Consider the following 23,554-nt stretch of genomic DNA (forward strand, 5'->3'; position numbering starts at 1 on the left):
TGATGGCGATCATCAACCGGACGCCGGACTCGTTCTTCGACCGGGGCGCGACCTACGCGACCGACGCGGCGTACGCGGCGATCGGCAAGGCGGTCGAGGACGGCGCCGACCTGGTCGACATCGGCGGCGTGAAGGCCGGCTACGGCGAACCGGTCAGCGAGGCCGAGGAACTGCGCCGGACGGTCGACTTCGTGGCCGGCATCCGGGCGCGGTACCCGGACCTGGTGATCAGCGTGGACACGTACCGCAGCGGCGTCGCCCGGCAGGTCGCCGAGGCCGGCGCGGACCTGATCAACGACACCTGGGCCGGCGCCGATCCGGACCTGGTGCACGCCGCCGCCGAGGCGGGTACGGGCCTGGTCTGCAGTCACGTCGGCGGCCTTTCGCCGCGCACCGACCCGCACCGGATGGCGTACGACGATGTGGTCGCGGACGTGATCCGGACGACCACCGCGCTCGCCGAGCGGGCCCTCGCGGCCGGGGTCCGGCGGGACGGCATCCTGATCGATCCGACCCACGACTTCGGCAAGAACACGCTGCAGTCGCTAGAGCTGACCCGCCGCCTCGACGAGCTGGCCGCGACCGGCTGGCCGGTGCTGGTCGCGGTGTCCAACAAGGACTTCATCGGCGAAACGCTCGAGTTGCCGCCGGGGCAGCGCGGCAACGGGACCCTGGCCGCGTTGAGCGTGTCTGCGTGGCTCGGCGCGCGCGTGTTCCGCGTCCACGACGTGCCGGCCGCTCGGCAGGCGCTCGATTTCATCGCCGTACTGCGTGGCACCGCGCGGCCGGCCGGAACCCGAAGGAGCCTGGCCTGATGCGCCGACTCGAGGATCTGTCCGACGACGAGCTGATCGCGGCGTACCAGGTCGCCGATCGTTCCGAACCGCACCTGCGGGCGAACTTCGTCAGCAGTCTGGACGGCGCGGTCGAGATCGACGGCAAGTCGAAGGCGCTGACGAGCGAGTCGGACAGTCGCGTGTTCAGCGTGATCCGGCGGCTGGCGGATGTCGTGCTGGTCGGTGCCGGCACGATCCGCGACGAGGGCTACAACCCGCTCCGGCTGTCCAAGTCCGCCCGCGCCTGGCGGACCGCGGCCGGCCTGGCCGAGAACCCGACGCTCGCGATGGTGTCGTCACGGCTCGAACTGAGCCCGGTGAACCCGGTCTTCCAGTCCGCGGTGCGGCCGATCATCGTCACCCACGCCGCCTCGCCGCCGGACCGGCGCGCGGCGCTCGCGGAGGTCGCGGAAGTCCTGGTTCTCGGTGAAGCCGAGGTGGATCTGCGGGCGGCGGCCGACGAGTTCGCGGCGCGTGGGATGACCCAGATCCTGTCCGAGGGCGGGCCGCACCTGCTCGGTGCCTTGACCGACGCGGACCTGGTCCACGAGCTGTGTCTGGCGCTCGCGCCGCTCCTGGCCGGGCCGGGCGCGGGGCGGATCACGGCCGGCCTGCCGACCACGCTGACCCGGCGGATGCGTCTGGAGTCGGCGCTGGCGGCCGGGGACGACTACCTGTTCTTCCGCTACCTCAGGGAGGCCTGAGTGCCTGTTGTCGCCGCCGCGGTCTGTCCACATCCGCCGCTGATCGTGCCGGAGGTCGCGTCCGGCGCCGCTTCCGAGCTCGACGACCTCCGCGCGGCTTGCCTGGCCGCCATCGACGCGCTGGCGACGGCGTCCTCGATCCTGGTCGTCGGCTCCGGGTCCACCGGCGCGTACGACGCCACGGCCGGCGGATCGTTCGGTGCGTACGGCGCGCCCGGTGTGCGGGTCGGAGCAGGCCCCGCCGTACTGCCGTTGTCGCTTGCCGTCGGTGCCTGGCTGCTCGACCAGACCAAGGCCGCGCGGCTGCCGCGTACGTACCGGGCCGTGCCGAGTGACACTGCTCCGGCCGACTGCGTTGCGCTTGGCCAGGAGATTGCCGAGAGCAATGAACGGGTTGGTCTGCTGGTCATGGGTGACGGTTCGGCGCGGCGCAGTGAGCATTCGCCCGTACACCTGCATCCGCGGGCGGAGTTGTTCGACACCACGGTCGCGGACGCGCTGCGGCGGGGTGATGTGGCCGTACTCAAGGCGCTTGATCCTGAGCTGGCCACTGAGTTGCAGGCCGCCGGCCGGGCGCCGTGGCAGGTGCTGGCGGGTGCTCTTGGTGCTACTACGTTGTCCAGTGGGGTGACGTACGAGGCTGCGCCGTACGGCGTGGGCTATCTGGTTGCCAGCTTCACCTAGTACACCGGAACCGGCAGCCAGCGGGAGGACGTGTCTGCCAGGTCGGTACGGCCCGCGCTGCGGAGCTGGTCGGCCAGTTCGGTACGTGCGGTGTGTACGACGGCGACCGTCTCGTCAGACGTGGCGTACGGACCGGACCAGTTGCACACCGCGTCTCCGGCGTACCAGTCGCCTGATCCTGCTCGTCGTACATGCGCTGTCGCGAGGCGCGCGGCCGGAAGCGGTACGCCGGCCAGCTGCACTACCGCGTCTACCGCGATGACCTCGGCGGTCAGATCGAGTAGCGGCTGCAACTCCACTGCATCCGTCAGCACGAACTCGTACCCGGCTGGTGCGCGCTCGCCCAACCAGGCGAGCGCCTCCTGCGCCGTCTCGTGCAGGTGTTTTGCGTTGTCCGGATCGGCCAGCGTGTGCACACCGCACATCCGCGTGTGGGTGGGCCGGAGCTCGTTCTGCCACAGGCGTACCTGCAGCTCGTCGCGGCCGGACAGCCGCCGGCCGAGAATCCGCGCCAGCCCGATGACGTCGAAGTTCAACTCGTCGACGGTCCGCTTCCGGCCCGGCGCCGCGTCCTCACCAGGTCGCGCCCCTCGGGTCGTCCACGGACCGACATGCCACCGTGCGAGCGCCGTCATACCGGCACCCTAACGCGGCGCCCTGACCCGGCACTTACTCCGGCTTGACCGGTGCCGGGACGTCGAAGGTCTTGGCCAGGTCGCCGAGGATGGACCAGGCGCCCTGCAGGCCGACCGCGGTCATCCAGGTCAGGTCGGGTACGTCGTGCACCTTCGGCGCGAGCGGCTTCCAGAGCGGGTTCGCCTTGAACTGGGCGGCGGTCTTCGCGCTCTGGCCCTTCTCGTCGGCGTAGGTGGTGACGAAGATCGCGTCCGCGTCGGCGTCCTTGATCCGCTCCGGGCTGATCTCGAGCGCGAAACCGGCGACGTCCTGCGACTTCGGCCGTTTCAGGCCGGCGTCCTTCAGCACGATGCCGGAGAAGCTGGCGTTCTGGTACAGCCGGGTCGGCCCGTCCACGAACCGGACCACCGAGACGGTCGGGTTGTTCGCCTTCGCGTTGATCGCGGTACCGACCGTCTTGGCCGCCTGCTCGTACGCGGAGATCTCCTTCTCGGCCAGGTCCTCGGCGCCGAGGGCCTTCGCCTCCATCCGGATGTTCTCCTTCCAGGTCGCCCCGGTGGTCTCGGACATGATCGTCGGCGCGATCGCGGACAGCTGGTCGTACAGCTTTTCGTGCCGGACCTTCGCGGTCACGATCAGGTCCGGGTTCAGCTCGGCGATCTTCTCCAGGTTCGGCTCGGCCAGGGTGCCGACCGACTTCGCCTCGGCGCCGTACTTGGTCCGGTCGTCGCCGAGGTAGTCCGGCAGCCGGCCGTTGATGGTGCGGTAGTCGGTGTACCCGACCACCGGCGTGTCCAGGATCAGCGTGGCGTCCACGAAGCTGGTGTCGAGCGCGACCACCCGCTTCGGCTTGGTCTTGATCTCGGTCTTGCCCATCGCGTGCTCGACCGTCCGCGGGAACCCGGCGGCCGCGGCGTCGCCGCCGCCCGGCTTGTCGTCGGTGCCGGACGAGCCACACGCCGACAGCGTGGTCGCGGCGAGGGCCGCGGCGGCGAGCAGGGGGATGATGCGGGGCAGGCGCACGGGTGTCTCCAGGGGACGCTCGGGATAAGGTGACTCACGACCACAGCAAAGTAAGGCAAACCTAACCATATGTCCTCCGCCACCCCACCCGCACCGCCCGATCCGCCGGCTGAACCAGGGAGCACCGGCGCGACCGATGCGCTCCACCACCCCGCCGCCCCGCGTGAAGCCGATGTGCCGCGCCAGTCCGGTGTCCCGCGTCAGCGCGGTGCGTTGCGTCCGGCCGGTGCGCCTCTTTCGGTTCGGCGGGTAGTGATGTTGGTCGCACTTGTTCTGGTGCTGTTGCTGGCGTTCGCGGCCAGCCTGGCGCTTGGTTCGCGCTGGCTCGGGCCGGGTGCGCTCTGGCACGCGCTGACCGCGAACAACGGGTCGGACCCGGACGTGATCATCCGCGGCCTGCGGTTCCCGCGGACGGTCGTCGCGGTGCTGATCGGCCTGTGCCTCGGCATCGCCGGCACCCTGATGCAGGGCCACACCCGCAACGCGCTGGCCGAGCCCGGCATCTTCGGAGTCAGCTCCGGCGCCGCGTTCGCGGTCGTGCTCGGCCTGCAACTAGGACTGGTCGACACGGTCTCGTCAACAGTCTGGGTCGCACTCCTCGGTGCACTGATCGCCACCTTCGCCGTCCAACACCTGGCGTCGAGAGGAAGCGGCGCCTCACCAGTCGGCCTAGCGCTGACAGGAGCAGCCGTCGCCGCCCTACTAGGCGCGCTGACAACCGCCATCGTGCTACTGGACGCGAACACACTGGACAGCTACCGCTTCTGGGCAGTCGGTTCAGTGGCCGGTCGCGGCCTGGACGTAGCCGGACAGGTCCTGCCGTTCGCAGCTCTCGGCTTGGTACTGGCAGCAGTGAACGCCCGTGACCTCGACCTGCTTGCGCTCGGCGACGATGTGGCCGCCGGACTCGGGCTGTCCATCCGCCGAGCACGACTGGTCGGTCTGGGCGCGATCGGTCTCCTGACCGCCGCTGGAGTCGCGGCCTGCGGACCGATCGGCTTCCTCGGCCTACTGTCCGGTCATGTCGCTCGCCGGATGTTCGGCGCGCGCAACACCTGGCTGATCCCGGCGGCCGGCGTCATCGGCGCCACCTGCCTGGTACTCGCGGACCTGGTCGGCCGACTGGTCGGTGGCGCCGGGGAAGTACAGGCAGGTGTCGTACTCGGCGTCGTCGGCGCTCCGCTGTTCGTGCTGGTCGTACGCCGCCGGGCGGTGGCACTGTGAGATCACGGACCGTCGTCCTGAGCATCCTGTTCGCCGCCCTCGCGATCGTGATCGCCCTGGTGTCACTCAGTGTCGGTACGGCTCGGCTGCCGCTCACCGACGTGGTCGAAGTACTACTCGGTGGCGGCCGTCGCGGTACGCGGCTCGTGGTGCTCGAACTGCGCCTCCCGCGGATCGCCACCGGTCTGCTGGTCGGAATCGCCTTCGCGGTGTCCGGCGCACTGCTGCAGACCCTGTCGCGGAACGCACTGGCCAGTCCGGACATCGTCGGAGTGAACTCGGGTGCGTCCGCCGGCGCGGTCGCCGTGATCGTGCTGGCAGGCACTGGTGGTGGGAACATCTCCGGCTTCGCAGCAAAGGTCGGTATCCCAGCCGCTGCCGTACTGGGCGGACTGCTCGCGACACTGATCGTCGGTGCGCTGTCGATCCAGCGTGGCGTGGTCGACGCCGGCAAGGTGGTACTGATCGGTGTCGGTATCGCTGCCGCGGCCAACTCACTGGTGGCGTGGATGCTCGTGATCGGTGACGTAAACGACGCTGGGCGTGCAGCTGCTTGGCTGGCCGGGTCACTGAACTCCAGAGCCTGGAGCGACGCGATCCCAGTACTGATCGCGGTCGTACTGCTGTTGCCGGTGGCCATGATGTTCAACCGCGACCTGTCCGCACTGGTGCTCGGTGACGACGTCGCGTCGTCACTGGGCGTACGGGTGGCTGGGATTCGGCTGGCGCTGCTGGTGATTGCGACTGTGCTGGCGGCGATGGCGACTGCCGGCGCCGGTCCGATCGCCTTTGTCGCACTGGTTGCGCCGCAGGTCGCGCAGCGGCTCACCCGGATGGAGCGGCCGCCGCTAGTGACTACAGCCACGCTTGGCGCGCTGTTCGTCGTACTGGCTGATTTCGTGGCACGTAACGGGTTGCAGTGGGCGCAGGTCGGTCCGTACGAGTTGCCGGTCGGCGTGGTCACGGCTGCCTGCGGAGCGCCGTACTTGCTTCACCTCATCGGTCGTCAGCAGAAGGGACGCTGAACGGTGCACGTCGAGAATCTGACTCTTGCGTACGACGTGAGTACGCCGGTAGTGGATGCACTGACGCTGGAGGTGCCGTCCGGTCAGTTGACTGCGATCGTCGGGCCGAACGGCTCCGGCAAGTCCACGCTGTTGCGTGGGATGAGCAGACTGCTCACTCCACAGACCGGTCGGGTCTTGCTGGACGGCAAGGACATCCACCAACTGCCGGCACGTGAGTTGGCCCGGAAGCTCGGTGTGCTGCCGCAGGGACCGGTCACGCCGGAGGGGATCAGCGTGGCCGAGCTGGTGTCGCGGGGACGGCATCCGCATCGTGGTCTGTTCGGACGGCTCACCTCTGCTGACGACGCCGCGATCGACGAAGCTCTCCAGGCGGTTGAGCTCACGGAGCTTCGGGACCGGCCGGTGGAGCAGTTATCAGGTGGTCAGCGGCAACGGGTGTGGATCGCGATGGTCTTGGCCCAGGGGACTCAGCACCTACTACTGGACGAGCCGACGACGTACTTGGACCTGGCGCACGCGGTGGACGTGATGAACGTGGTCCACGCGTCCGCGTTGACGGGCCGTACGGTGGTGGCCGTGCTGCACGATCTGACGTTGGCGGCGCAGTACGCGGATCACCTGGTGGTGATGGGGAACGGGCAAATCGCCGCACAGGGCAGTCCGGTCGACGTACTGACAGCGCCGTTGCTGGACGACGTGTTCGGCTTGAAGGCGACTGTGGTGGAAGTTGGTGGCGCGCCGGTTGTCGTACCGGACCGTAGGCTGGCCGGGTGACGTACACCGTGAACCGGCTGGCGGAGGTGCTGGCTGATTCGGTCAGCTGGATCTCCGTGCGTACGGCGGATGCGGTGCCCGGACCGGACTGGGTCTCGTGTGCCGACCTGATCGCGGAGCAGCAAGCCGGCGGCGATCCGACGTACGGCTGGCGGTCCGCGGCAGCGGCCGACTATGCCCGCGACTATGCGATCGAGCCACCGATTCAGGTCGCGGCCATGTTCACACTGATGTGGTACGTCCAGGTGCCCGCGGTGGTGGCCGGAGTGAGCGCCGCGGCCACTGGCGTATCACCTGATGTCTCACCTGCCGCCCTGGCGTTCAAACGGCACCCGACGGCGCACTACCCGGCCGAGATCGCACTGCTGTCCGATGCGGTGGTACCGATGGAAACTGCGGCGGAGCAGCTCAAGAACCACACGCGGGCGTTTCTGGACGGCTACCAGCCCGGTGTGAAGCTCGGGTCGTTGCAGCGGCTTGGTGCGGTGGACGACGAGGTACGGGCCGCGGTGCGGTTGCCGGAAGCGGCCCCGTACGCCGATCAGGCAGCGGCGGCGTTCGGTGTGTCACTGGAGCAGAAGCCGCGTACGTCCTGCTGCTACTTCTACGTGCTGCCCAATGTGACAGCCTGCACCACCTGCCCGCGTTTCCGTTGATTGGTCTATGTGGGCTGGATCGAAAGGATTGCCGGGCCCGCTGCCGCGGCCGAGGCTTGGCGCCATGCGCTGGACACGAGTAGTGGTGGCGAGTGGACTGATGGTGACGATGACCGGCTTGGCGCCAGTGGCGCACGCGGCCGGCGCGACACCGGGGATGTGGACCGAGACGTCGTACGGCTCGGTCTTCAAGGACAGCGGGCGGTCCGCGGACGCCCGCGACGACATCCGGCTGGACACGGCCAAGAACGACTACGAGGCGGCACAGATCGTGCTGCGTGGTCCGGCGGCGTTCACCGTGAGCGGTGTGGACTTCACTGCCCTGACCGGGCCGTCGGACGCGATTCCGGCGAGTGAACTGAGCTACAACCCAGTGGGGTACGAGTACCTCAACCACAACTCGGTGTTCGGCGGGAACCAGCCCGTCTACCCGACCACGCGGACCGCGCCGGGCGACTTCCCGGACCGGCTGCTCAACCAGCCGAGTATCGACGTACCGGCGAACCAGACACAGTCGCTGTGGGTCCGGGTGCACGTCCCCGCGACGGCCAAGGGCGGTGTCTACACCGGTCGGGTGACGGTGCGTACGACGAACGGCAACCTGAGCGTCCCGATCCGGGTGAACGCCCGCAATGTGGTGATCCCACCGGCGAACCAGAGCGAGTTCACCAACGTGATCTGGACGAACTTCCTCGGCCTGACCTCGTACGACCCAGGTGCGGGTGACACGGTCAAGCTGTTCTACGGGCACGACCGGTACTCGCCGGAGTGGTGGCAGCTGATCGACAACTGGGCCGACACGATGAAGCGGTACCGGCAGAACAACCTGCAGCTGCCGCTGATCAACCTACTCACCGACGGTGGTAGCAAGGTCGATGCTGCCGGCAACTACTCGTTCGACTTCAGCCGCTTCGACCAGGTCGTGCAGCGGTTCCTGGACAAGGGCGTGGTGAACCGGCTCGAAGGCTTCACCGGCGCCGGTCCGCAGAACAAGGAGCACAACAGCCAGTGGCCGCGGTACCTCGTGGAGGTGACGCCGAAGCAGACCGGGCGGCAGGTGCCGGACTACGTCTGGTGGGACACCCCGGAGGCGGACAACTGGTACAAGCAGTTCTATCCGGCGTTGCGGCAGCACCTGTCGGACAAGGGCTGGTCGAGCATGTTCTGGATGCACGTCGGCGACGAGCCAGGAGCCGGTGGTGACCCGGGCTGGTTCGGTGTCGCGAACAAGCTGCGGCAGTACTGGCCGGACGTGAAGATCGGTGACGCGGTGGTGAACGACCTGGCCCCGCGGGTGGCGCAGGCCGAGGACATCGTCATTCCGAACCTGCACACCTACACCTACAACCCGGCGCCGTTCGATGCAGAGCGGGCCAAGGGCAAGCCGTTGTGGTTCTACAACTGCAACATCCCGGTCGGCAACCACCTGAACAGGTTCATCGACCAGCCGGAATGGAGTCAGCGGCAGACGATGTGGCTCGCGTACGGACGTGGTGCCACCGGCTACCTGCACTGGGCGTACAACAACTGGCAGTACGCGATGAACGACCAGGACGTGAAGGGCGACGGGTACATCGTCCGACCGGACAAGCCACACAACACAGTCGAGACGTCGCCGCGGTACGAGTCGTTGCGGGACGGCATGGAGGACTGGGAGGTCCTCAACCAGCTCGGCAAGACCAATCCGGGTCTGGCACATGACCTGGCGACCAGCGTGGTGCAGCGAAGCGACAAGTACTCGCCGGACGTCAATTACATGCAGCGCATCCGTGCGATCGCACTGGACGCGGCCGCCGGGCTCCCGGTGGTGGCCAAGGACCTGGCGCGAGCTGCTACCGCCTCCAGCGGTGACGCCACAAGGGCAATCGACCGCAACAGCTCCACCGGTTGGTCGCCTGACAGTGGCACCGGGACCAACTGGGTGCAGGTCGACCTGGGTCGCCAAGCGCAAGTGGACGGCGTACGGCTGCGCTGGGGCAGCACGTACGCGGACAAGTACCGCGTACTGATCTCCTACAACGGTACGAAGTGGGCAGAGATCGGACCGGGTACGGGCGATGGTGGCGACGACTTCATCGGGCTGAACGCGAAGACCCGGTACATCCGGGTTGAAGCGACCAGTTCCAGCGGCGGTGCGACGCCGTACCAGCTGCTCGACTTCGAAGTGGCTGGACACCTGCTACTGCAACAGAACATCGCCGGTGGGAAGCCGTACGACCGGACCGAGCCGTCCAGCCGGTTCCCGGACGCTACGAAGACCGAGGCGACCGATGGCGTACTCGGTGACGACTGGAGCGACGGCAAGAGCTTCGGGTACGAGCTGGCGAACGTCGGCGACAGTGTGCGCCCGACGGTGAACATCGACCTCGGCTGGGCGCAGGCGGTCGGTACGGTCCGCGTCCACGCGTACGAGGAGTACCCGGACTACCGGCCGGACCTGATCACCGTCTCGACTAGTACCGATGGAACGAACTACAGCGAACGGGCCCGGCTCAGTTTCGTGAACGGTTCGTCGAACATCTGGTACGACCTGGGGTTCGCGCCGGCGACCGCACGGTGGATCCGAGTGACGTTCGACAAGAAGCGCACCAACGACCGCAACACCGGCATGTTCTTGGACGAGATCGAGGCGTACGGCGCTGGTCAGCCCGGGGATGTGGTGCCAGGAGCGACGGCGTACCAGTGGAACGACGCTGGTGGTGCCGGACATGAGGTGATCTACGCACCGACCGCTACCGGCTCAATGGGACGCTGGGACTGGAGTGGCGCCGCTGGGCTGAAGCGGGACGACCTGGGCGGCGGCCTGATCGCCGGGAAGACCACTGGGTACGCCTGGTACAACCAGCAGCACGCAGTGGCCCGCGGTACGACCGGCACGCTGCTGCACTGGTGGTGGATCGAAGGCGAGCCATCAGCGCACTACGCGGACTGGGGTGGAGACGCTGCCGGCGATCCCGCCGCGGTGGTGTGGTCCGGTCAGCAGCACATCTTCGCGCGCTCGTCGTCCGGTGACCTCTCGCACTGGTGGTGGGACCCGGCGGACGGAGAACTACGCCTCGACAAGTGGAGCGGTGCGCCCGGTCCGATCGTCGGTACGCCGTCCACGTACGTCTGGGGTAACCAGTTGCACGTAGTGGCTCGTGGCGCGGACAACCACCTCTACCACTGGTGGTGGGTACTCGGTGAGTTCGAACCGCACTTCGCGGACTGGGGCGGCCAGGCGTACTCCGACCCGACCACCTTCGTGTGGAACGGGCAGCAGCACGTGTACACCCAGTCAGCGAACGGACAGCTGTACCACTGGTACTGGGACGCCGGTGACGGTCTGCACCAGGTCGAATGGGGCGGTGCGCCCGGGAAGTTCGTCGGAGCTCCGTCTGCCTTCAAGACCGCCACCCAGCAGCACGTGGTCGCTCGTGGACCCGGTAACACGCTTTACCACTGGTGGTGGGACCAGGGCACCGCGAAGGTCACCTGGGAGGACCTGGGCGGCGAGGTGTACGCCGATCCGGTCGCCTTCGCGTTCGCTGACCAGCATCAATATTTCGCTCAGAGCAGAACCGGGACGCTGTTCCACTGGTGGTGGACACCGCAGGACGGGTGGCACCGGAACGACTGGGGCGGCTCGGTGAAATACCCGGTCTGACCTGCGAATCCGGCCGGCGACCGGCGCTGTCCCAGAACTGTCGGTGGCGTCGGGAAGCATGTCCGGCATGAGTCGACACGCTTCCCAGACGTCACCGACGGGTAATTCCGGGTCGGTTGTCCAGGCCTGGGTCCGGAGCTAGGTTCGCTGACGTGACCTCGCCCGGTGGTTTTCCGGCGACGACTCCGATCGGCTCCCGGGCCGAGGCGGAGGGTTATGTCGCGATGGTCTGTTTCAAGCACGGTCCACCTCGGTTGCACGGCGTCGAGCTCGAGTGGACAGTGCATCACGCGGAGGATCCGCACCGGCCCCTCGACGCCGGCCGGCTACGCGAAGCCCTGGGCGATCACGCCCCCGCGACCCTGGTCCGTGGCAGCCCGCAGCTGCCGCTGAGCCGGGGCGCCCTGGTCACCGTCGAGCCGGGTGGCCAGGTGGAGATTTCTGTACCCGCGTCGGAGTCGATCCCCCGGTTGATCGACGACACGGCCGCCGACGCCGCCGAGCTGACCGCTCTGCTGCTGGCCGCGGACCTGGTCCCCGGTGCCTACGGCCTGGACCCCTTCCGCGCACCTCGCCGCATTCTCACCGTCCCGCGTTACGCGGCGATGGAACACGCCTTCCAGCGCCTCGGCCCGCACGGCCCGCGGATGATGTGTTCCACCGCCGGGCTGCAGATCTGCCTCGACGCCGGGGAACAGGACCAGACCGCACACCGGTGGCGCGCGCTGCACGACCTCGGTCCGGCGCTGGTCGGGCTGTTCGCCAACTCCCGCCGTCGCGCCGGTTCCGACACCGGTTGGGCATCTGCCCGGACCGAGGCGACCTTCGGGACCTGTGCCCCGTTCACCGAGCCGCCGCCGCTCGACGGCGACCCGGCCGCTGCCTGGGCGCGGAAGGCGATGGAGGCGCCGGTGCTCTGCTGGCGGCGCGGTGACAGCTGGGACGCACCTACCGGGCTGACCTTCGGCGCCTGGGCAGACGGACAGCTGCCCGGTGACACACCGACGTACGACGACCTGGAGTACCACCTGTCCACCCTGTTCCCACCGGTCCGACCCCGTGGGTACCTGGAGGTTCGCTACCTCGACGCACAGCCGGGTGACGGCTGGATCGCGCCCACGCTGCTACTCACCGCACTCATGTCGGCTCCGCTCGATCAGGTGCTTGCCGCCGCCGAGCCGGCCGCGGGCCGTTGGTTCCCAGCAGCCCGCGAAGGCCTCAAAGACCCCCTGGTGCTACGCGCCGCCCGCAACGTCGTCGCACTGGGCACCGAAGCACTGCACCACACCGGTGCAGCCCCCGAACTCACAGCTGCAGTCGCAACCCGGCTGCACCGCATCGTCGACACCACCCAAAGAAGGCGAGCATCGTGAATCACCAACTCTCAGCTCTCTCGCCTGAGGAGCTGCGGACATATGTGGCGGAGCAGTTGGAGCGGTCGCGGGCCCGGACCGTGCAGCTGACTGACGCCGTGGACACGGATGACCTGGTCAAGCAGCACTCCAAGCTGATGTCCCCGCTGGTGTGGGACTACGCGCACATCGCCAACCAGGAGGAGCTCTGGCTGGTACGCGACGTCGGTGGACGCGAGCCGTTGCGGCAGGACATCGACGAGCTGTACGACGCGTTCCAGCATGCCCGTGCGGATCGGCCGGCGTTGCCGTTGCTCGGTCCGTCCGAGACCCGCGCGTACGTGACCGAGGTCCGCGACAAGGTGCTCGACGTGCTGGACCACGTCACGTTCGACCCCGGGCGCGAGCTGGTGGACAACGCGTTCGCGTTCGGCATGATCGCGCAGCACGAGCAGCAGCACGACGAGACGATGCTGGCGACCCACCAGCTGCGCGCCGGTGCGCCAGTACTCGATGCGCCGGCTCCGCCCGCTGGACGGCAGTTGCCGGCGGAGGTGTTCATACCAGGTGGGGTGTTCGAGATGGGTACATCGATCGAGCCGTGGGCGTTGGACAACGAGCGTCCCGCGCATCCGGTGCAGGTCGCGCCGTACGTGATCGACACGGCCCCGGTGACGAACGGGGACTACCTGCGGTTCGTGCTCGCCGGTGGGTACGACGACCCGCGGTGGTGGTCCGAGGCGGGCTGGGCACACGTACGCAAGGCATCGTTGGTCGCGCCAAGGTTCTGGTCGGAGGCCGATGGGCAGTGGTGGCGGTTGCGGTTCGGTCATCAGGAGCAGCTGCCGCTGGACGAGCCGGTCATGCACGTCTGCTTCTACGAGGCCGAGGCGTACGCGAAGTGGGCCGGGAAGCGGCTGCCGACCGAGGCGGAGTGGGAGTTCGCGGCGCGGTTCGATCCGGTCAGTGGCCGGACCAGGCGGTTCCCGTGGGGTGACGATTCGCCGGGACCCCAGCACGCGAACCTCGGGCAGCGGCACCTGCGCCCGGCCCCGGCCGGGGCGTACCCTGCGGGCGCGTCGCCGCTCGGTGTCGAGCAGTTGATCGGCGACGTGTGGGAGTGGACGTCGAGCGATTTCCGCCCGTACCCGGGGTTCCGCGCCTGGCCGTACGACGAGTACTCGCTGGTGTTCTTCGGGCCGGACTACAAGGTCCTCCGCGGCGGCTCGTTCGGTACCGACGAGGTGATTGCCCGAGGCACCTTCCGGAACTGGGACTACCCGATCCGGAGGCAGATCTTCGCCGGCTTCCGCTGCGCCCGCGACCCGCGTCCCGAGGAGTTACCAGGCGCGGGTTCCACCGGCGGGCTCGCCTGATGTGCCGCCACCTGGCTTACCTGGGCCCACCCATCACCCTCGCCGACCTCGTCCTCACCCCACCCCACTCCCTCTACGAACAAAGCTGGACCCCCACCGACATGCGCAACGGCGGCACCGTAAACGCCGACGGCTACGGCCTCGGCTGGTACACGGACGGTCAGGTTGTGAGGTACCGGCGGAATGTGCCGATTTGGGCTGATCCGAATCTGCCTGAGCTGGCTGGATCGATCCGGTCCGGTGCTGTGGTGGCGGCGGTGCGGAACGGGACAACGGGGATGCCGTACGGCGAAGGTGCGGTGGCTCCGTTTCGTTCGGGGGAGTGGTTGTTCAGCCACAACGGTCGCGTACCGGGCTGGCCCGACTCGATGGTGAAGCTGGCCGAGCAACTCCCGACGGCCGACCTGCTCGGACTCGACGCATCGGTGGACTCGGCTCTTGTCTTCGCGCTCATCAGACACCGAATGGCCGGCCACACCGACCCTGAAGACGCGGTTGTGTCGGTCGTCCAGGACGTGGAAGCGGCGGCACCCGGTTCCCGCCTGAACCTCCTGCTCACAAACGGCACCCACCTGATCGCAACCACCTGGACGCATTCCCTGCATGTCCACCGCACCGACAAGTCCATCACCGTCGCTTCGGAACCGTTCGGAGCGGAGACAGGCTGGACCGAGGTGCCGGACCGAACACTTCTGGTCGCGACTGCCACGACGCTGCAACTCACTCCGATGGAAGGACCAGCGTGACCCGCATCGACATCCAGCTGACCCCGGACTACGCCGCCCGCGCCCTCCGCGACGACGTCCGCGCCGGCCTCTCCGCGGCCCCCAAATGGCTCCCGCCCAAGTGGTTCTACGACGCGCGCGGCAGCGAACTCTTCGAAGAGATCACCCGCCTCCCCGAGTACTACCCGACCCGCGCCGAGCGCGAGATCCTGCGCGCCCGCGCCGCCGAGATCGCCACCCTGACCGGCGCCCACACCCTGGTCGAGCTGGGTTCCGGTTCATCCGAGAAGACCCGTCTCCTGCTCGATGGACTGCACGACCACGGCACGCTCACCAGCTTCGTACCCCTGGACGTCTCCGAGTCAGCACTAAGGGAAGCAGCCGACGCGATCAACGCCGACTACCCGACTCTCGACGTCCACGGCGTGGTCGGCGACTTCACCGCGCACCTCGACAAACTCCCCGGCGACCCGCCGCGCCTGGTCGCGTTCCTCGGCGGCACGATCGGCAACCTGATCCCGGCCGAGCGCGAGGCGTTCTTCCACTCGATCCGCGACGTTCTCGAGCCGGGGGAGTGGTTGCTGCTCGGCACCGACCTGGTCAAGGACCCGGCCACGCTGGTCGCGGCGTACGACGACGCGGCGGGCGTGACCGCCGAGTTCAACAAGAACGTGCTTCGGGTGATCAACCGCCAGCTCGGCGCGGATTTCGACGTGGACGCGTTCGAACACGTCGCGGTCTGGGACGATGAGAATGAGTGGATCGAGATGCACCTGCGCGCCACCCGTGCGATGCAGGTACTGGTCCCCGAGATCCACCTGGACGTCACGCTCGCGGCGGGGGAGGAGATCAGTACGGAGATCTCCGCGAAGTTCCACCGCTCCGGCGTCGAGGCGGAGCTGGACAAAGCGGGCTTCACCGCGGCCGCGTGGCGGACCGACAGCGAAACCCGCTTCGCCTTGTCACTCTGGAAAGCCGTGTGAAGTGCTGTGTGAAGGGTGGGTGAGGATCAGCCGCCCTGCTTGATCAGCCCGTTGATCTTGTCGACGTACCCTGACAGCTCGCTGACCGGCTTCTTGCCAAGGAGAATCGGCTGATAGTCGGCCGTGGTCAGGTCACCGACCTGCTGCGCCCAGGTGGTGGTGAAGCGGACCCCGACCGTCTTCTCCGCGCCGAGGTCGGCCTTGACCGTGTCCACGACCGTCGGCTGCTGCGCCTTGGTGAGCGCGTCGAAGTAGCTCGCCTGCGCCGGCGTGTACGCGGGCGGCGCGACCGGCGACGCGGGCAGTACCGCGTCCCACACCTTCGTGTTGAGGTACTCGAGCACCTTGAACGTCGCGTCCTGGTCCTTGGTGTACTGCGGCGTGCAGATGCCGACCGAGTCGTACAGCGTGGTCGGCGTCTGCACCTGCGGGAAGGGCGCGAACCCGTACTTGATCTTCGGCTTGTCGGTCTGGAACCCGGCGGCCAGCCACTGCCCGCCGAACGTCATCGGCACCTTGCCGGCCGCGAACAGCGACTGCACGTTCGCCGCGTCGTACCCGGGCGGTGCGACCGAGCCGTTCTTGATCGCGGTGACCAGCTTCTGGACGCCTTCCTGGTACTTGTCGTCCATCTCGGCCTTGGTCGGGTGGTTCACGTTGTCGGTGAACGGTGCGCCGCCGGCCGACACCGAGTACATGCTCATCGTGAACGGTCCGTCCGGCGAGGTGAGCTGGTCAGCGACCAGTCCGTACTTCGCACCGTTCTTGTTGGCCAGTTTGGCGGCAGCGGCGTACATGTCGTCCCAGGTCCAGCCGGCCTTCGGCAGCGGGACACCGGCCGCGGTGAACGCATCCGCGTTGTACCAGACGCCGTACGTGTTCATCAGCGACGGCAGACCGCCCATCTGACCGTCGGCGGTCTTCCAGTTGTCCATCGCGGACGGGACGAACTTGTCCGCCTTGAAGTCGCCGTTGCCGTTCTTGATCTTGTCGGCCCAGTCGACCAGCAGCCCCTGCGACGTGTACTGCTGCTCGGTGTCGTTACCGCACCAGAACAGGTCGGGCAGCTTCTTCGCCTGAGTCAGCGACGCGAGCTTGTCACCGTACTGACCGCTCGGGGTGTCGAGCAGCTCGACCTTGATGTTGTCGTCCTTGAAGTCGGCCAGTGCCTTCTTGATCGCCGCGTTGGTGTCCGCCGACTCCCACGTCATCACCGTGACCGTGACCGGCCCGCCGCCGGAGCCGCCCGAGCTGCCGGAGTCCGATCCGCCACACGCGGTTGCCACCAGCAACCCCGCGCAGACCAGCGCGGTGACGCCCAAAGTCCTCTTCACAACGGATCTCCTCTATTTCTGGTTCGTGCTGCCGAGAGCGCCGAGGCCCTGGATGAAGTAGCGCTGCGCGGCGAAGAAGATGATCAGCGGCGGCAGCATGTACAGCAGGTTGGTGGCCATGTAGTAGCTCCAGTCCGGCGTCTTCCCGGCGAACGGGGAGATGAACGCGGCCATTCCGACCGACAGCGGCCACTTGCCGGACGAGTACAGGTAGACCAGCGGGTTCAGGTAGTCGTTCCAGGACGCCTGGAAGGCGAGGATCGCCATCGTCAGCCAGGCCGGCCTGGTCAGCGGCAGCATCACCTGGGTGAAGATCCGGAAGTGCCCGGCGCCGTCGAGCTTGGCCGCTTCGTCGATCGAGTACGGGATGGCCAGGAAGTACTGCCGGGCCAGGAAGATGAACAACGGATTCCCACCGAGGAACGCCGGCACGATCAGCGGCAGCCAGGTGTCGTACCAGCCGATGCTCTTGTACAGCTGGAACAACGGGATCAGACCGACCACGCCGGGCAACAGCATGCTGCCCACGAACAGGTAGAACCACAGCTTCCGGCCGGGAAAGCGCATCCGGGCCAGCGCGTACCCGGCCATCATCGCGGTCATCACTCCACCGATCACGCTCAGACCGGTGATCAGGAACGAGTTCAGCAGCAGCCGGGGGAAGTGGATAGCCTTCGGGCCGTTGACGAAGTTGCTCCACTTCCACTCGCGGGGCAACAGCTTCGGTGGGATGTCGAACACCGCGGTGCCGCTCTTCAGGCCGATCGTGATCATCCACAGCAGTGGGACGATCATCACGGCACCGACGAAGAGCGCGACCACGTACCAGGCGGTGGTCCCGATCACGCGCGGCTTCTTCTTCGCGGGACGCACGGCCTGGCTCGCGGGCGCCACCGGAGGAGCTTCAGTCGGAAGTGCTGTCACTGTACGTCCAGAGCGAGGAGAACTTCGCGGTCAGGGCAATCACGGCGATGATGATCACGAACAGCACCCACACCTGCGCCGACGCGTACCCGAGCTGCGGGATCTTGCCGAGGGTGGGGAAGCCGTTGTTGTAGATCCCGAGCATCAGCACGTTCGTACTGAAGCCAGGTCCGCCGCCTCCGCCCGGGCTCAGGATCTTCGGCTGGTTGAACGTCTGCAGCGCGGCGGTGGTCTGCAGGATCACCTGCAGCAGCATGATCGGGCTGATCATCGGCAACGTGATCCGGAAGAACACCGCGAACGGTCCGGCGCCGTCCACCTTGGCGGCCTCGTACAGTTCGGTCGGGACCGCCTGCAGCCCGGCCAGGAAGATGATCATCGTGCTGCCGACACCCCACAGCATCACCAGGACGATGGACGGCATCGCCATCTTCGGGCTCTGCAACCACAGGCTGGTGGGTAGTCCGAGCCGGTCCAGGACCGTGTTCAGCAGGCCGACCTGCGGGTCCAGGATGAACTTCCAGAGCGTGATGGTGGCGACCGCCGGAAGCACGACCGGCAGGTACGCGAGCGTGCGGACGAGGCGTACGCCCGCGAAGCGCTGGTTGCAGAACATCGCCAGGGCGAGACCGAGGACCAACGACAACGGGACGTAGAGCACTACCAGGTACCCGGTCGCGCGCAGCGCCGGCCAGAACGAGGGATCGGTCGTGAACAGGCGGCGGAAGTTGCCGAGGCCAACGAAAACCGGGTCGGTCAGCCCGTTGTACTTGGTCAGCGAAAGATAGAACGACCGGATCAGCGGGTAGCCGACGAAGACGAAGAAGCCGATCATCGCGGGCGCGATGAACAGATACGCCGCTTTGACGTCGGAGCCGGCGTTCCGGCTCATCCCACCGCGTCCGTGACTTCCCCGGCGGCGCGCCCGGGGAGCGGATCGGCCCGCTCGGACAGTGCTCATCGGCGGCTCGGGCAGATACTCATCCGGCCTCCTGGACGGTAACGTTTCCAACGTTTTACTGTTGGGTGACGATGCCGTGTCCCGAAAAGGAAGTCAACCCCGTGTCCGAAACGTTTCCAAGCAAGGCCGCCGAGCATCCCCGGCCGACGATGATCGATGTCGCTCGCCGGGCCGGCGTCGGGCTCGGCACGGTGTCGCGGGTGGTGAACGGCGGGCACGGCGTCCGGGACGAGACCGCGCGGCGGGTCCGGGCGGCGATCGACGAGCTCGGGTTCCAGCGCAACGAGGTGGCCCGGGCGCTCCGGCCGGGGAAGAAGTCGACCAGCCTGGCGCTGGTGCTCGGCGACCTGACCAACCCGTTCTACGCTAGCATCGCGAAGGCGTCGCTCGAGGTGGCCGGCCAGTCCGGGTACGCGGTTGTGCTCGGCAGCGTCGACGAGGACCCGGAGGGTGAGAAGCGCGCCATCCAGGAGCTCGTCAGCCGGCAGGTGGCCGGGTTGATGATCGTGCCCGACCAAGGCGATCACGCGTTCCTGCAGGGCGCCGGTGTGCCGGTGGTGTTCGTCGACCGGCCGGCGACCGGGATCGACGCGGACATCGTGATGATCGACAACGAAGGCGGCGGCCGGATCGCCGCGGAGCATCTGCTGGCGCAGGGGCATCGGCGGATCGCGATCCTGCTCGCGCCGTCGTACTACACGATCGGCCGCCGGTTGCGTGGGTTCCGGCGCGCGCACCGGGCCGCGGGGGTCGAGGTGGACGAGACGCTGGTCGTGCAGTTGCCCGAGGGCAACGCGGAGGCGGCCGAGAAGGCGACCCGTGAGGTGATGCTGCGGGCCGACGCGCCGACCGCGATCTTCGCCTCGACCAACTTCCTCGCCGAGGGGGTGCTGCGGGCCCTGGGTGTACTGCGGGCGCTGGGCGAGCTCGGTCAGGAGCCGGCCGTGGTCGGGTTCGACGACTTCCGGCTGGCCGACATGCTGCCGACGCCGGTCACGGTGGTTGCCTCCGACACCGCAGAGCTCGGCCGCAGCGCGGCCCGGCTACTGCTCGACCGTGCTTCCGGCACGGACACCCGCCCACCACAGCGAATCGTGCTCCCATGCGCACTCATCGAGCGCGGCTCCGGCGAACGCCCACCGGGTTCTGCTGCCGACAGAACAACTGGCTGACGAGCGGCGACTGCCGGGTTCTGCTGCCGACAGAACTGGTGGATTACGTGTGGGTGGGGTGACTAGGTTCGCCTTGTGTACTACGAATCCTTCGGTAGCGGCAGTCCGATCTTCTTCTTGCCTGGCTGGGGCGGCGACGCGGGTGAGGGTCGCGACCTGCACGAACCGTTCTTCGGGCAACGGCCCGGCTGGCGGCGGGTCTATGTCGACCCGCCCGGCACCGGCAAGTCCCCGGCGATCCCGTCGATCACCGACCAGGACGGCATGCTCGCGTCGATCATCGAGCTGATCGACGAGCTGGCAGGCGACGAGCCGTTCACCCTCGCCGGTACATCGGCCGGCGCCCTGCACGCCCGCGGGATCGTCCGGCGTGACCCGGACCGGGTCCGCGGACTGTTGCTCCGGGTCCCCGGCATCATCGTGGACCGAACCCGGCGCACGCTGCCGAAGGAAGGTCCGGCCGAGACCGAAGCATTGCGCGCCAAACAACACGCGTACTACGACGTCGCCGAGGCACGGGCCGACCTCGATTTCCTCGGCCGCATCCAGGCCGACGTGACGAAGTACGCGCTGCGGGACGACCCCGCGATCCACTTCGAACGGCCGACTCTGATCGTGACCGGTCGCCGCGACCACATTGCCGGGTACGCCGATGCGTGGCCGCTCCTGGACGACTACCCGCGGGCGACGTACGCGGCGCTGGACAGCGAAGGCCATGAGCTTCCGGTGCGGTCGACCGCGTTGTACCGGGCCCTGGTGACGGACTGGCTGGACCGGGTCGAGCACCCGGACGCGTGAGGGGCGGACGCGCGTCCGGGTGCTCGCATTCAGGTGGGGTCAGAAATTCGGCCAGGCCCAGCCGCGGTAGTTGGAGAAGTACGGGAGCTTGGCGAGGCCGATCTTGCCGTTGACGCTGGTGGCCCAGAAGTACCCGTCACCGCGGGCCACGCCGACATGGCCGTACGGTGCCGCGAGGTCCCAGAAGACCAGAGCGCCCTTGGGTGGGTTCAGGTCGCCGACATGCGCGACGCCGCGGGCGACGGCATCGTTCCAGTCCGCGGTCGCGGAGGCCCAGATCGCGGTCTTGCCGTACGAGTTCTCGGCGGCCATCTCGCAGTACCCCTGGTACGCGGTCGAGCCGTTGCGCGCGGCGTACCAGTTGATGGCGGCGTCGGCGCGTGGGTTGTTGGTGCAGAGCGGCGCGATCAGGCCGGAACTACCGGTGTTGACGTACGAGTCGGTGATGAAGCCCTTGCCTGGGATGTGGTCCCAGATCAGGCTCCGGCCGTACTTGCCGGTGACCGGTTCGCCGTAGATCTGACAGTCGATTTCGACCGGTCCGTTCGGCTGGTTGCCGACCGTGGCGAAGCTGGTCGCGTTACCGGATCGGATCGCGACGCCGGTACCGCTGTCGGTGACGACGGTTCCGGTGGCGGCACTGGCCGGGAGGACGCCGGTCCCGAGAACGGCGGTTCCTCCGAGCAGTGCGGTGAGGGTGAGACGGGCGGTGATGCGCATGAGGGCGGTACGCATGGTTGTGCTCCCCTTCTGGAGTTGTCCTCGCAGGGAACCAGAAAGTGAAACTGTTGTCGCAGTACGCAACGGGCGGCGCCCGGTGGCCGGCCGGGCGCCGCTCGCGGCTCAGAAGTTCGGCTGCGCCCAGCCGAGGTAGTTGCTGAACCACGGCAGCCGCTGCTTGCCGATCGCGCCGTTGACGCTGGTGGCCCAGAAGTAGCCGTCACCGGTGGCGATGCCGACGTGGCCGTACGAGCTGATGTTCCAGAACACCAGCGCGCCGCGCGGCGGGTTCAGGTCGCCGCGGTGGGCGGCGCCCCGGTTGACGGCGTCGTTCCAGTTGGCGATGGCCGACGCGTAGATGCCGGTCGTGCCGTAGGCGTTCTCGACGGCCTTCTCGCAGTACCCCTGGTACGCGGTGGAGCCGTTGCGGTTGGCGAACCAGGCGATCGCGTTGTCGGCGCGCGACTGCGTGCCGTACACGCTGCTGCTGGTCGAGGCCGGCGCCGGGGCGGGCGCGGCTTGGGCGGAGCTGGTGGTCAGGGCGGCGCCACCGAGCGCCAGCGCGCCGAGGGCGGCGGTGGCGGTCAGGCGGGCCAGCGACCGGGAAAGGGAGGGCATCATTTTGTTGCCTTTCGCTCTCAACTGCAGTGGGCGACGGCTGCTCTCTTGGAGAAGCAGCCCTGTGTGAAGAGAATCAGAGAGTGATTGCCTTGTCGCAGTGGGCAACGGAAGATGATCACTGCGATTTGGTATTTTGTGTAGATAAGTGACGGCAGACTGGAGAGTGCCGTGCGCCCAGCCCAGGCCCGGTACGTGATTGGTGCCCGCATGCGGGAGCTGCGTGAGGCAGCCGGTGTGCCGCTGACCCGCGCGGCCGCCGAGTCCGGCTGGGACAAGGGACACCTGTCCCGGGTCGAGCGCGGGCATACCAAACCCAGCCGCGAGCTGACCGAGTGGTACGACAACTCGTTCGGCGCCGGCAAGTCGCTGGTGAACCAGCTGATGGAGCTGGACGCGGCCGTCCGGGCCGGACGGGACGTCTCGCAGCGGGACATCCGGCGGCACGTACAGCCGGTGCTGCTCGGTGGGTCGGTGCCGATCGACCACCATCCCGAGGATCGCGCGGAGCTGGTCGGCGAGACGGTTCCGGACGGTACGCGGTTGTGCCGGGACGAGCAGTTCGACAAGGCGTGGGAGATCCTGAACAGCGGCGAACGGCCGTGGCGCGACCGCTGGCTGACCCGCCAGGGCGCCGCCGGCATTCCTGGCTGGCTACGCTCGCCGGTCCGCGAACGCGTGCCGGACGCCGCGCCCGGGGAGACCGTCACGGTGACCATGCGCCTGCAGGCGCCGCCCCAGGTGGGCGCCTCGACCGCGTACTTCAAGATCACCGACGACGTCGGGCGGCTGTACTACCCGGGCCTGGAGTCCCCGCCGATCTACTGCACGATCTTCACCGTCGACAGCCCCTGAGCTACTGGCCGCTGAACTTGGCGTCCAGCTCGGCGTCGAGCTCGGCCTTGCGTTTGATCCAGCGCTCGCTCAGGCCCTTCACCTCTTCGGCGATGAAGTCGATGAAACCGAGCGAGACGTGGATCCGGCGCCAGGCCTCGGTGCCTTCGCCGGCGGCGTCCAGTACCTTGCGCAGGGACACGGACCAGCGGCCGAGGGACGCGTCCTCGGTCATCATCGTCTGGTACCACGCGTCGTCCTGGACCACGTACACATCGCGGCGGCTGCCGGGCTCGCGCTCGCGGGTGGCGAGCCGGAGCTGGAGCAGGTAGTTCACCGCGCCGGACACCGCGGCCGGACTGGCCTGCAACTGGTCGGACAACTCGGCGGACGTCATCCGGCCGCCTTCGCTGGAGAGGATCGCGGCGAACACCCGCCCCGCCATCCGCGGCCAGCCCGTCTCCGCCAGCAGGTTGCCGAACTGCTCGGTGTACCGCTTGACGGCGTCGTCGTCTCGATGTGCACTCACCGCCCCATCATCCCCTC

Annotated in this window: 23 protein-coding genes; 15 read left to right on the forward strand and 8 right to left on the reverse strand. The window is 68.0% G+C overall.

Features of this window, described 5'->3' with window-relative positions:
* Positions 1 to 2 precede the first annotated feature (2 nt).
* Genes folP through HDA44_RS35780 form a run of 3 tightly spaced genes read left to right on the forward strand, consistent with a single transcriptional unit; the run spans position 3 to position 2,224 of the window.
* Positions 3 to 815, forward strand: coding sequence for a dihydropteroate synthase (gene folP, locus HDA44_RS35770; protein ID WP_184844825.1), 813 nt, complete (start codon positions 3 to 5; stop codon positions 813 to 815).
* A complete protein-coding gene (locus HDA44_RS35775; RefSeq protein ID WP_184842315.1) occupies positions 815 to 1,540 on the forward strand; it encodes a pyrimidine reductase family protein in 726 nt (241 codons plus the stop codon). Before folP ends, HDA44_RS35775 begins: the two co-directional genes overlap by 1 nt.
* Positions 1,541 to 2,224 (forward strand): class III extradiol dioxygenase subunit B-like domain-containing protein, encoded by a 684-nt coding sequence (locus tag HDA44_RS35780; protein WP_184842319.1) that lies wholly within the window; start codon positions 1,541 to 1,543, stop codon positions 2,222 to 2,224. It begins immediately after the preceding gene.
* Here the strand turns inward: HDA44_RS35780 and HDA44_RS35785 are convergent.
* Both HDA44_RS35785 and HDA44_RS35790 read right to left on the reverse strand, forming a co-directional pair.
* Positions 2,221 to 2,859 (reverse strand): hypothetical protein, encoded by a 639-nt coding sequence (locus HDA44_RS35785; RefSeq protein ID WP_184842322.1) that lies wholly within the window; start codon positions 2,857 to 2,859, stop codon positions 2,221 to 2,223. The genes HDA44_RS35780 and HDA44_RS35785 overlap by 4 nt on opposite strands.
* Before the next feature lie 34 nt (positions 2,860 to 2,893).
* Complete coding sequence (locus HDA44_RS35790) at positions 2,894 to 3,883, reverse strand: ABC transporter substrate-binding protein (RefSeq protein ID WP_337906795.1); 990 nt, start codon at positions 3,881 to 3,883, stop codon at positions 2,894 to 2,896.
* 255 nt (positions 3,884 to 4,138) lie between these two features.
* Here HDA44_RS35790 and HDA44_RS35795 point away from each other — a divergent pair, with 255 nt between their 5' ends.
* The 9 genes from HDA44_RS35795 to egtD all read left to right on the forward strand — a co-directional run bounded on the left by HDA44_RS35795 (position 4,139) and on the right by egtD (position 15,647).
* Positions 4,139 to 5,107: a FecCD family ABC transporter permease gene (locus HDA44_RS35795; RefSeq protein WP_184842328.1), complete on the forward strand. Its 969-nt coding sequence runs from the start codon at positions 4,139 to 4,141 to the stop codon at positions 5,105 to 5,107.
* Entirely contained in the window at positions 5,104 to 6,132 is a 1,029-nt protein-coding gene (locus tag HDA44_RS35800; RefSeq protein WP_184842331.1) for an iron chelate uptake ABC transporter family permease subunit, read from the forward strand. Before HDA44_RS35795 ends, HDA44_RS35800 begins: the two co-directional genes overlap by 4 nt.
* Positions 6,133 to 6,135: 3 nt before the next feature.
* Positions 6,136 to 6,909, forward strand: coding sequence for an ABC transporter ATP-binding protein (locus HDA44_RS35805; protein WP_184842334.1), 774 nt, complete (start codon positions 6,136 to 6,138; stop codon positions 6,907 to 6,909).
* Positions 6,906 to 7,565 (forward strand): (2Fe-2S)-binding protein, encoded by a 660-nt coding sequence (locus HDA44_RS35810; protein WP_184842337.1) that lies wholly within the window; start codon positions 6,906 to 6,908, stop codon positions 7,563 to 7,565. The genes HDA44_RS35805 and HDA44_RS35810 overlap by 4 nt, the downstream gene beginning before the upstream one ends.
* A gap of 64 nt (positions 7,566 to 7,629) precedes the next feature.
* Complete coding sequence (locus HDA44_RS35815) at positions 7,630 to 11,211, forward strand: glycoside hydrolase domain-containing protein (RefSeq protein ID WP_184842340.1); 3,582 nt, start codon at positions 7,630 to 7,632, stop codon at positions 11,209 to 11,211.
* Positions 11,212 to 11,363: 152 nt separating this feature from the next.
* Positions 11,364 to 12,584: a glutamate-cysteine ligase family protein gene (locus tag HDA44_RS35820; protein WP_184842343.1), complete on the forward strand. Its 1,221-nt coding sequence runs from the start codon at positions 11,364 to 11,366 to the stop codon at positions 12,582 to 12,584.
* Positions 12,585 to 12,628: 44 nt separating this feature from the next.
* A complete protein-coding gene (egtB, locus tag HDA44_RS35825) occupies positions 12,629 to 13,939 on the forward strand; it encodes an ergothioneine biosynthesis protein EgtB (RefSeq protein WP_337906796.1) in 1,311 nt (436 codons plus the stop codon).
* Complete coding sequence (gene egtC, locus HDA44_RS35830) at positions 13,939 to 14,685, forward strand: ergothioneine biosynthesis protein EgtC (protein ID WP_184842350.1); 747 nt, start codon at positions 13,939 to 13,941, stop codon at positions 14,683 to 14,685. The genes egtB and egtC overlap by 1 nt, the downstream gene beginning before the upstream one ends.
* A complete protein-coding gene (egtD, locus tag HDA44_RS35835; protein WP_184842353.1) occupies positions 14,682 to 15,647 on the forward strand; it encodes an L-histidine N(alpha)-methyltransferase in 966 nt (321 codons plus the stop codon). Before egtC ends, egtD begins: the two co-directional genes overlap by 4 nt.
* Positions 15,648 to 15,673: 26 nt before the next feature.
* Here the strand turns inward: egtD and HDA44_RS35840 are convergent, their stop codons facing one another.
* From HDA44_RS35840 to HDA44_RS35850, 3 genes are read right to left on the reverse strand one after another with little or no spacing between them, the layout of a single operon-like run.
* Complete coding sequence (locus HDA44_RS35840; RefSeq protein ID WP_184842356.1) at positions 15,674 to 16,981, reverse strand: extracellular solute-binding protein; 1,308 nt, start codon at positions 16,979 to 16,981, stop codon at positions 15,674 to 15,676.
* A 12-nt stretch (positions 16,982 to 16,993) separates the two neighbouring features.
* The gene (locus HDA44_RS35845; RefSeq protein WP_337906797.1) at positions 16,994 to 17,875 is read right to left on the reverse strand and encodes a carbohydrate ABC transporter permease; all 882 of its coding nucleotides are present in this window, start codon (positions 17,873 to 17,875) and stop codon (positions 16,994 to 16,996) included.
* Between the two features lie 10 nt (positions 17,876 to 17,885).
* The gene (locus HDA44_RS35850; RefSeq protein ID WP_238352627.1) at positions 17,886 to 18,797 is read right to left on the reverse strand and encodes a carbohydrate ABC transporter permease; all 912 of its coding nucleotides are present in this window, start codon (positions 18,795 to 18,797) and stop codon (positions 17,886 to 17,888) included.
* A 170-nt stretch (positions 18,798 to 18,967) separates the two neighbouring features.
* Here HDA44_RS35850 and HDA44_RS35855 point away from each other — a divergent pair, with 170 nt between their 5' ends.
* Both HDA44_RS35855 and HDA44_RS35860 read left to right on the forward strand, forming a co-directional pair.
* On the forward strand, positions 18,968 to 20,038 hold the full coding sequence (locus HDA44_RS35855) for a LacI family DNA-binding transcriptional regulator (RefSeq protein ID WP_337906798.1): 1,071 nt from the start codon (positions 18,968 to 18,970) through the stop codon (positions 20,036 to 20,038).
* A 75-nt stretch (positions 20,039 to 20,113) separates the two neighbouring features.
* Positions 20,114 to 20,836: an alpha/beta fold hydrolase gene (locus tag HDA44_RS35860; RefSeq protein WP_184842360.1), complete on the forward strand. Its 723-nt coding sequence runs from the start codon at positions 20,114 to 20,116 to the stop codon at positions 20,834 to 20,836.
* 39 nt (positions 20,837 to 20,875) lie between these two features.
* Here the strand turns inward: HDA44_RS35860 and HDA44_RS35865 are convergent, their stop codons facing one another.
* Positions 20,876 to 21,571 (reverse strand): SH3 domain-containing protein, encoded by a 696-nt coding sequence (locus HDA44_RS35865; protein ID WP_184842365.1) that lies wholly within the window; start codon positions 21,569 to 21,571, stop codon positions 20,876 to 20,878.
* Between the two features lie 108 nt (positions 21,572 to 21,679).
* On the reverse strand, positions 21,680 to 22,177 hold the full coding sequence (locus HDA44_RS35870) for an NlpC/P60 family protein (RefSeq protein WP_238352628.1): 498 nt from the start codon (positions 22,175 to 22,177) through the stop codon (positions 21,680 to 21,682).
* Between the two features lie 207 nt (positions 22,178 to 22,384).
* Between HDA44_RS35870 and HDA44_RS35875 the strand changes: the two genes are divergently transcribed.
* Positions 22,385 to 23,029 carry an NBR1-Ig-like domain-containing protein gene (locus tag HDA44_RS35875; protein WP_202887763.1) on the forward strand — a complete coding sequence of 215 codons (645 nt, stop codon included), beginning with the start codon at positions 22,385 to 22,387 and terminating at the stop codon, positions 23,027 to 23,029.
* Position 23,030: 1 nt separating this feature from the next.
* On the opposite strand, the gene HDA44_RS35880 is transcribed toward HDA44_RS35875, so the two are convergent.
* On the reverse strand, positions 23,031 to 23,537 hold the full coding sequence (locus tag HDA44_RS35880) for a GbsR/MarR family transcriptional regulator (protein ID WP_337906799.1): 507 nt from the start codon (positions 23,535 to 23,537) through the stop codon (positions 23,031 to 23,033).
* Positions 23,538 to 23,554 lie beyond the last annotated feature (17 nt).

Source organism: Kribbella solani, from assembly GCF_014205295.1.
GTDB lineage: Bacteria > Actinomycetota > Actinomycetes > Propionibacteriales > Kribbellaceae > Kribbella > Kribbella solani.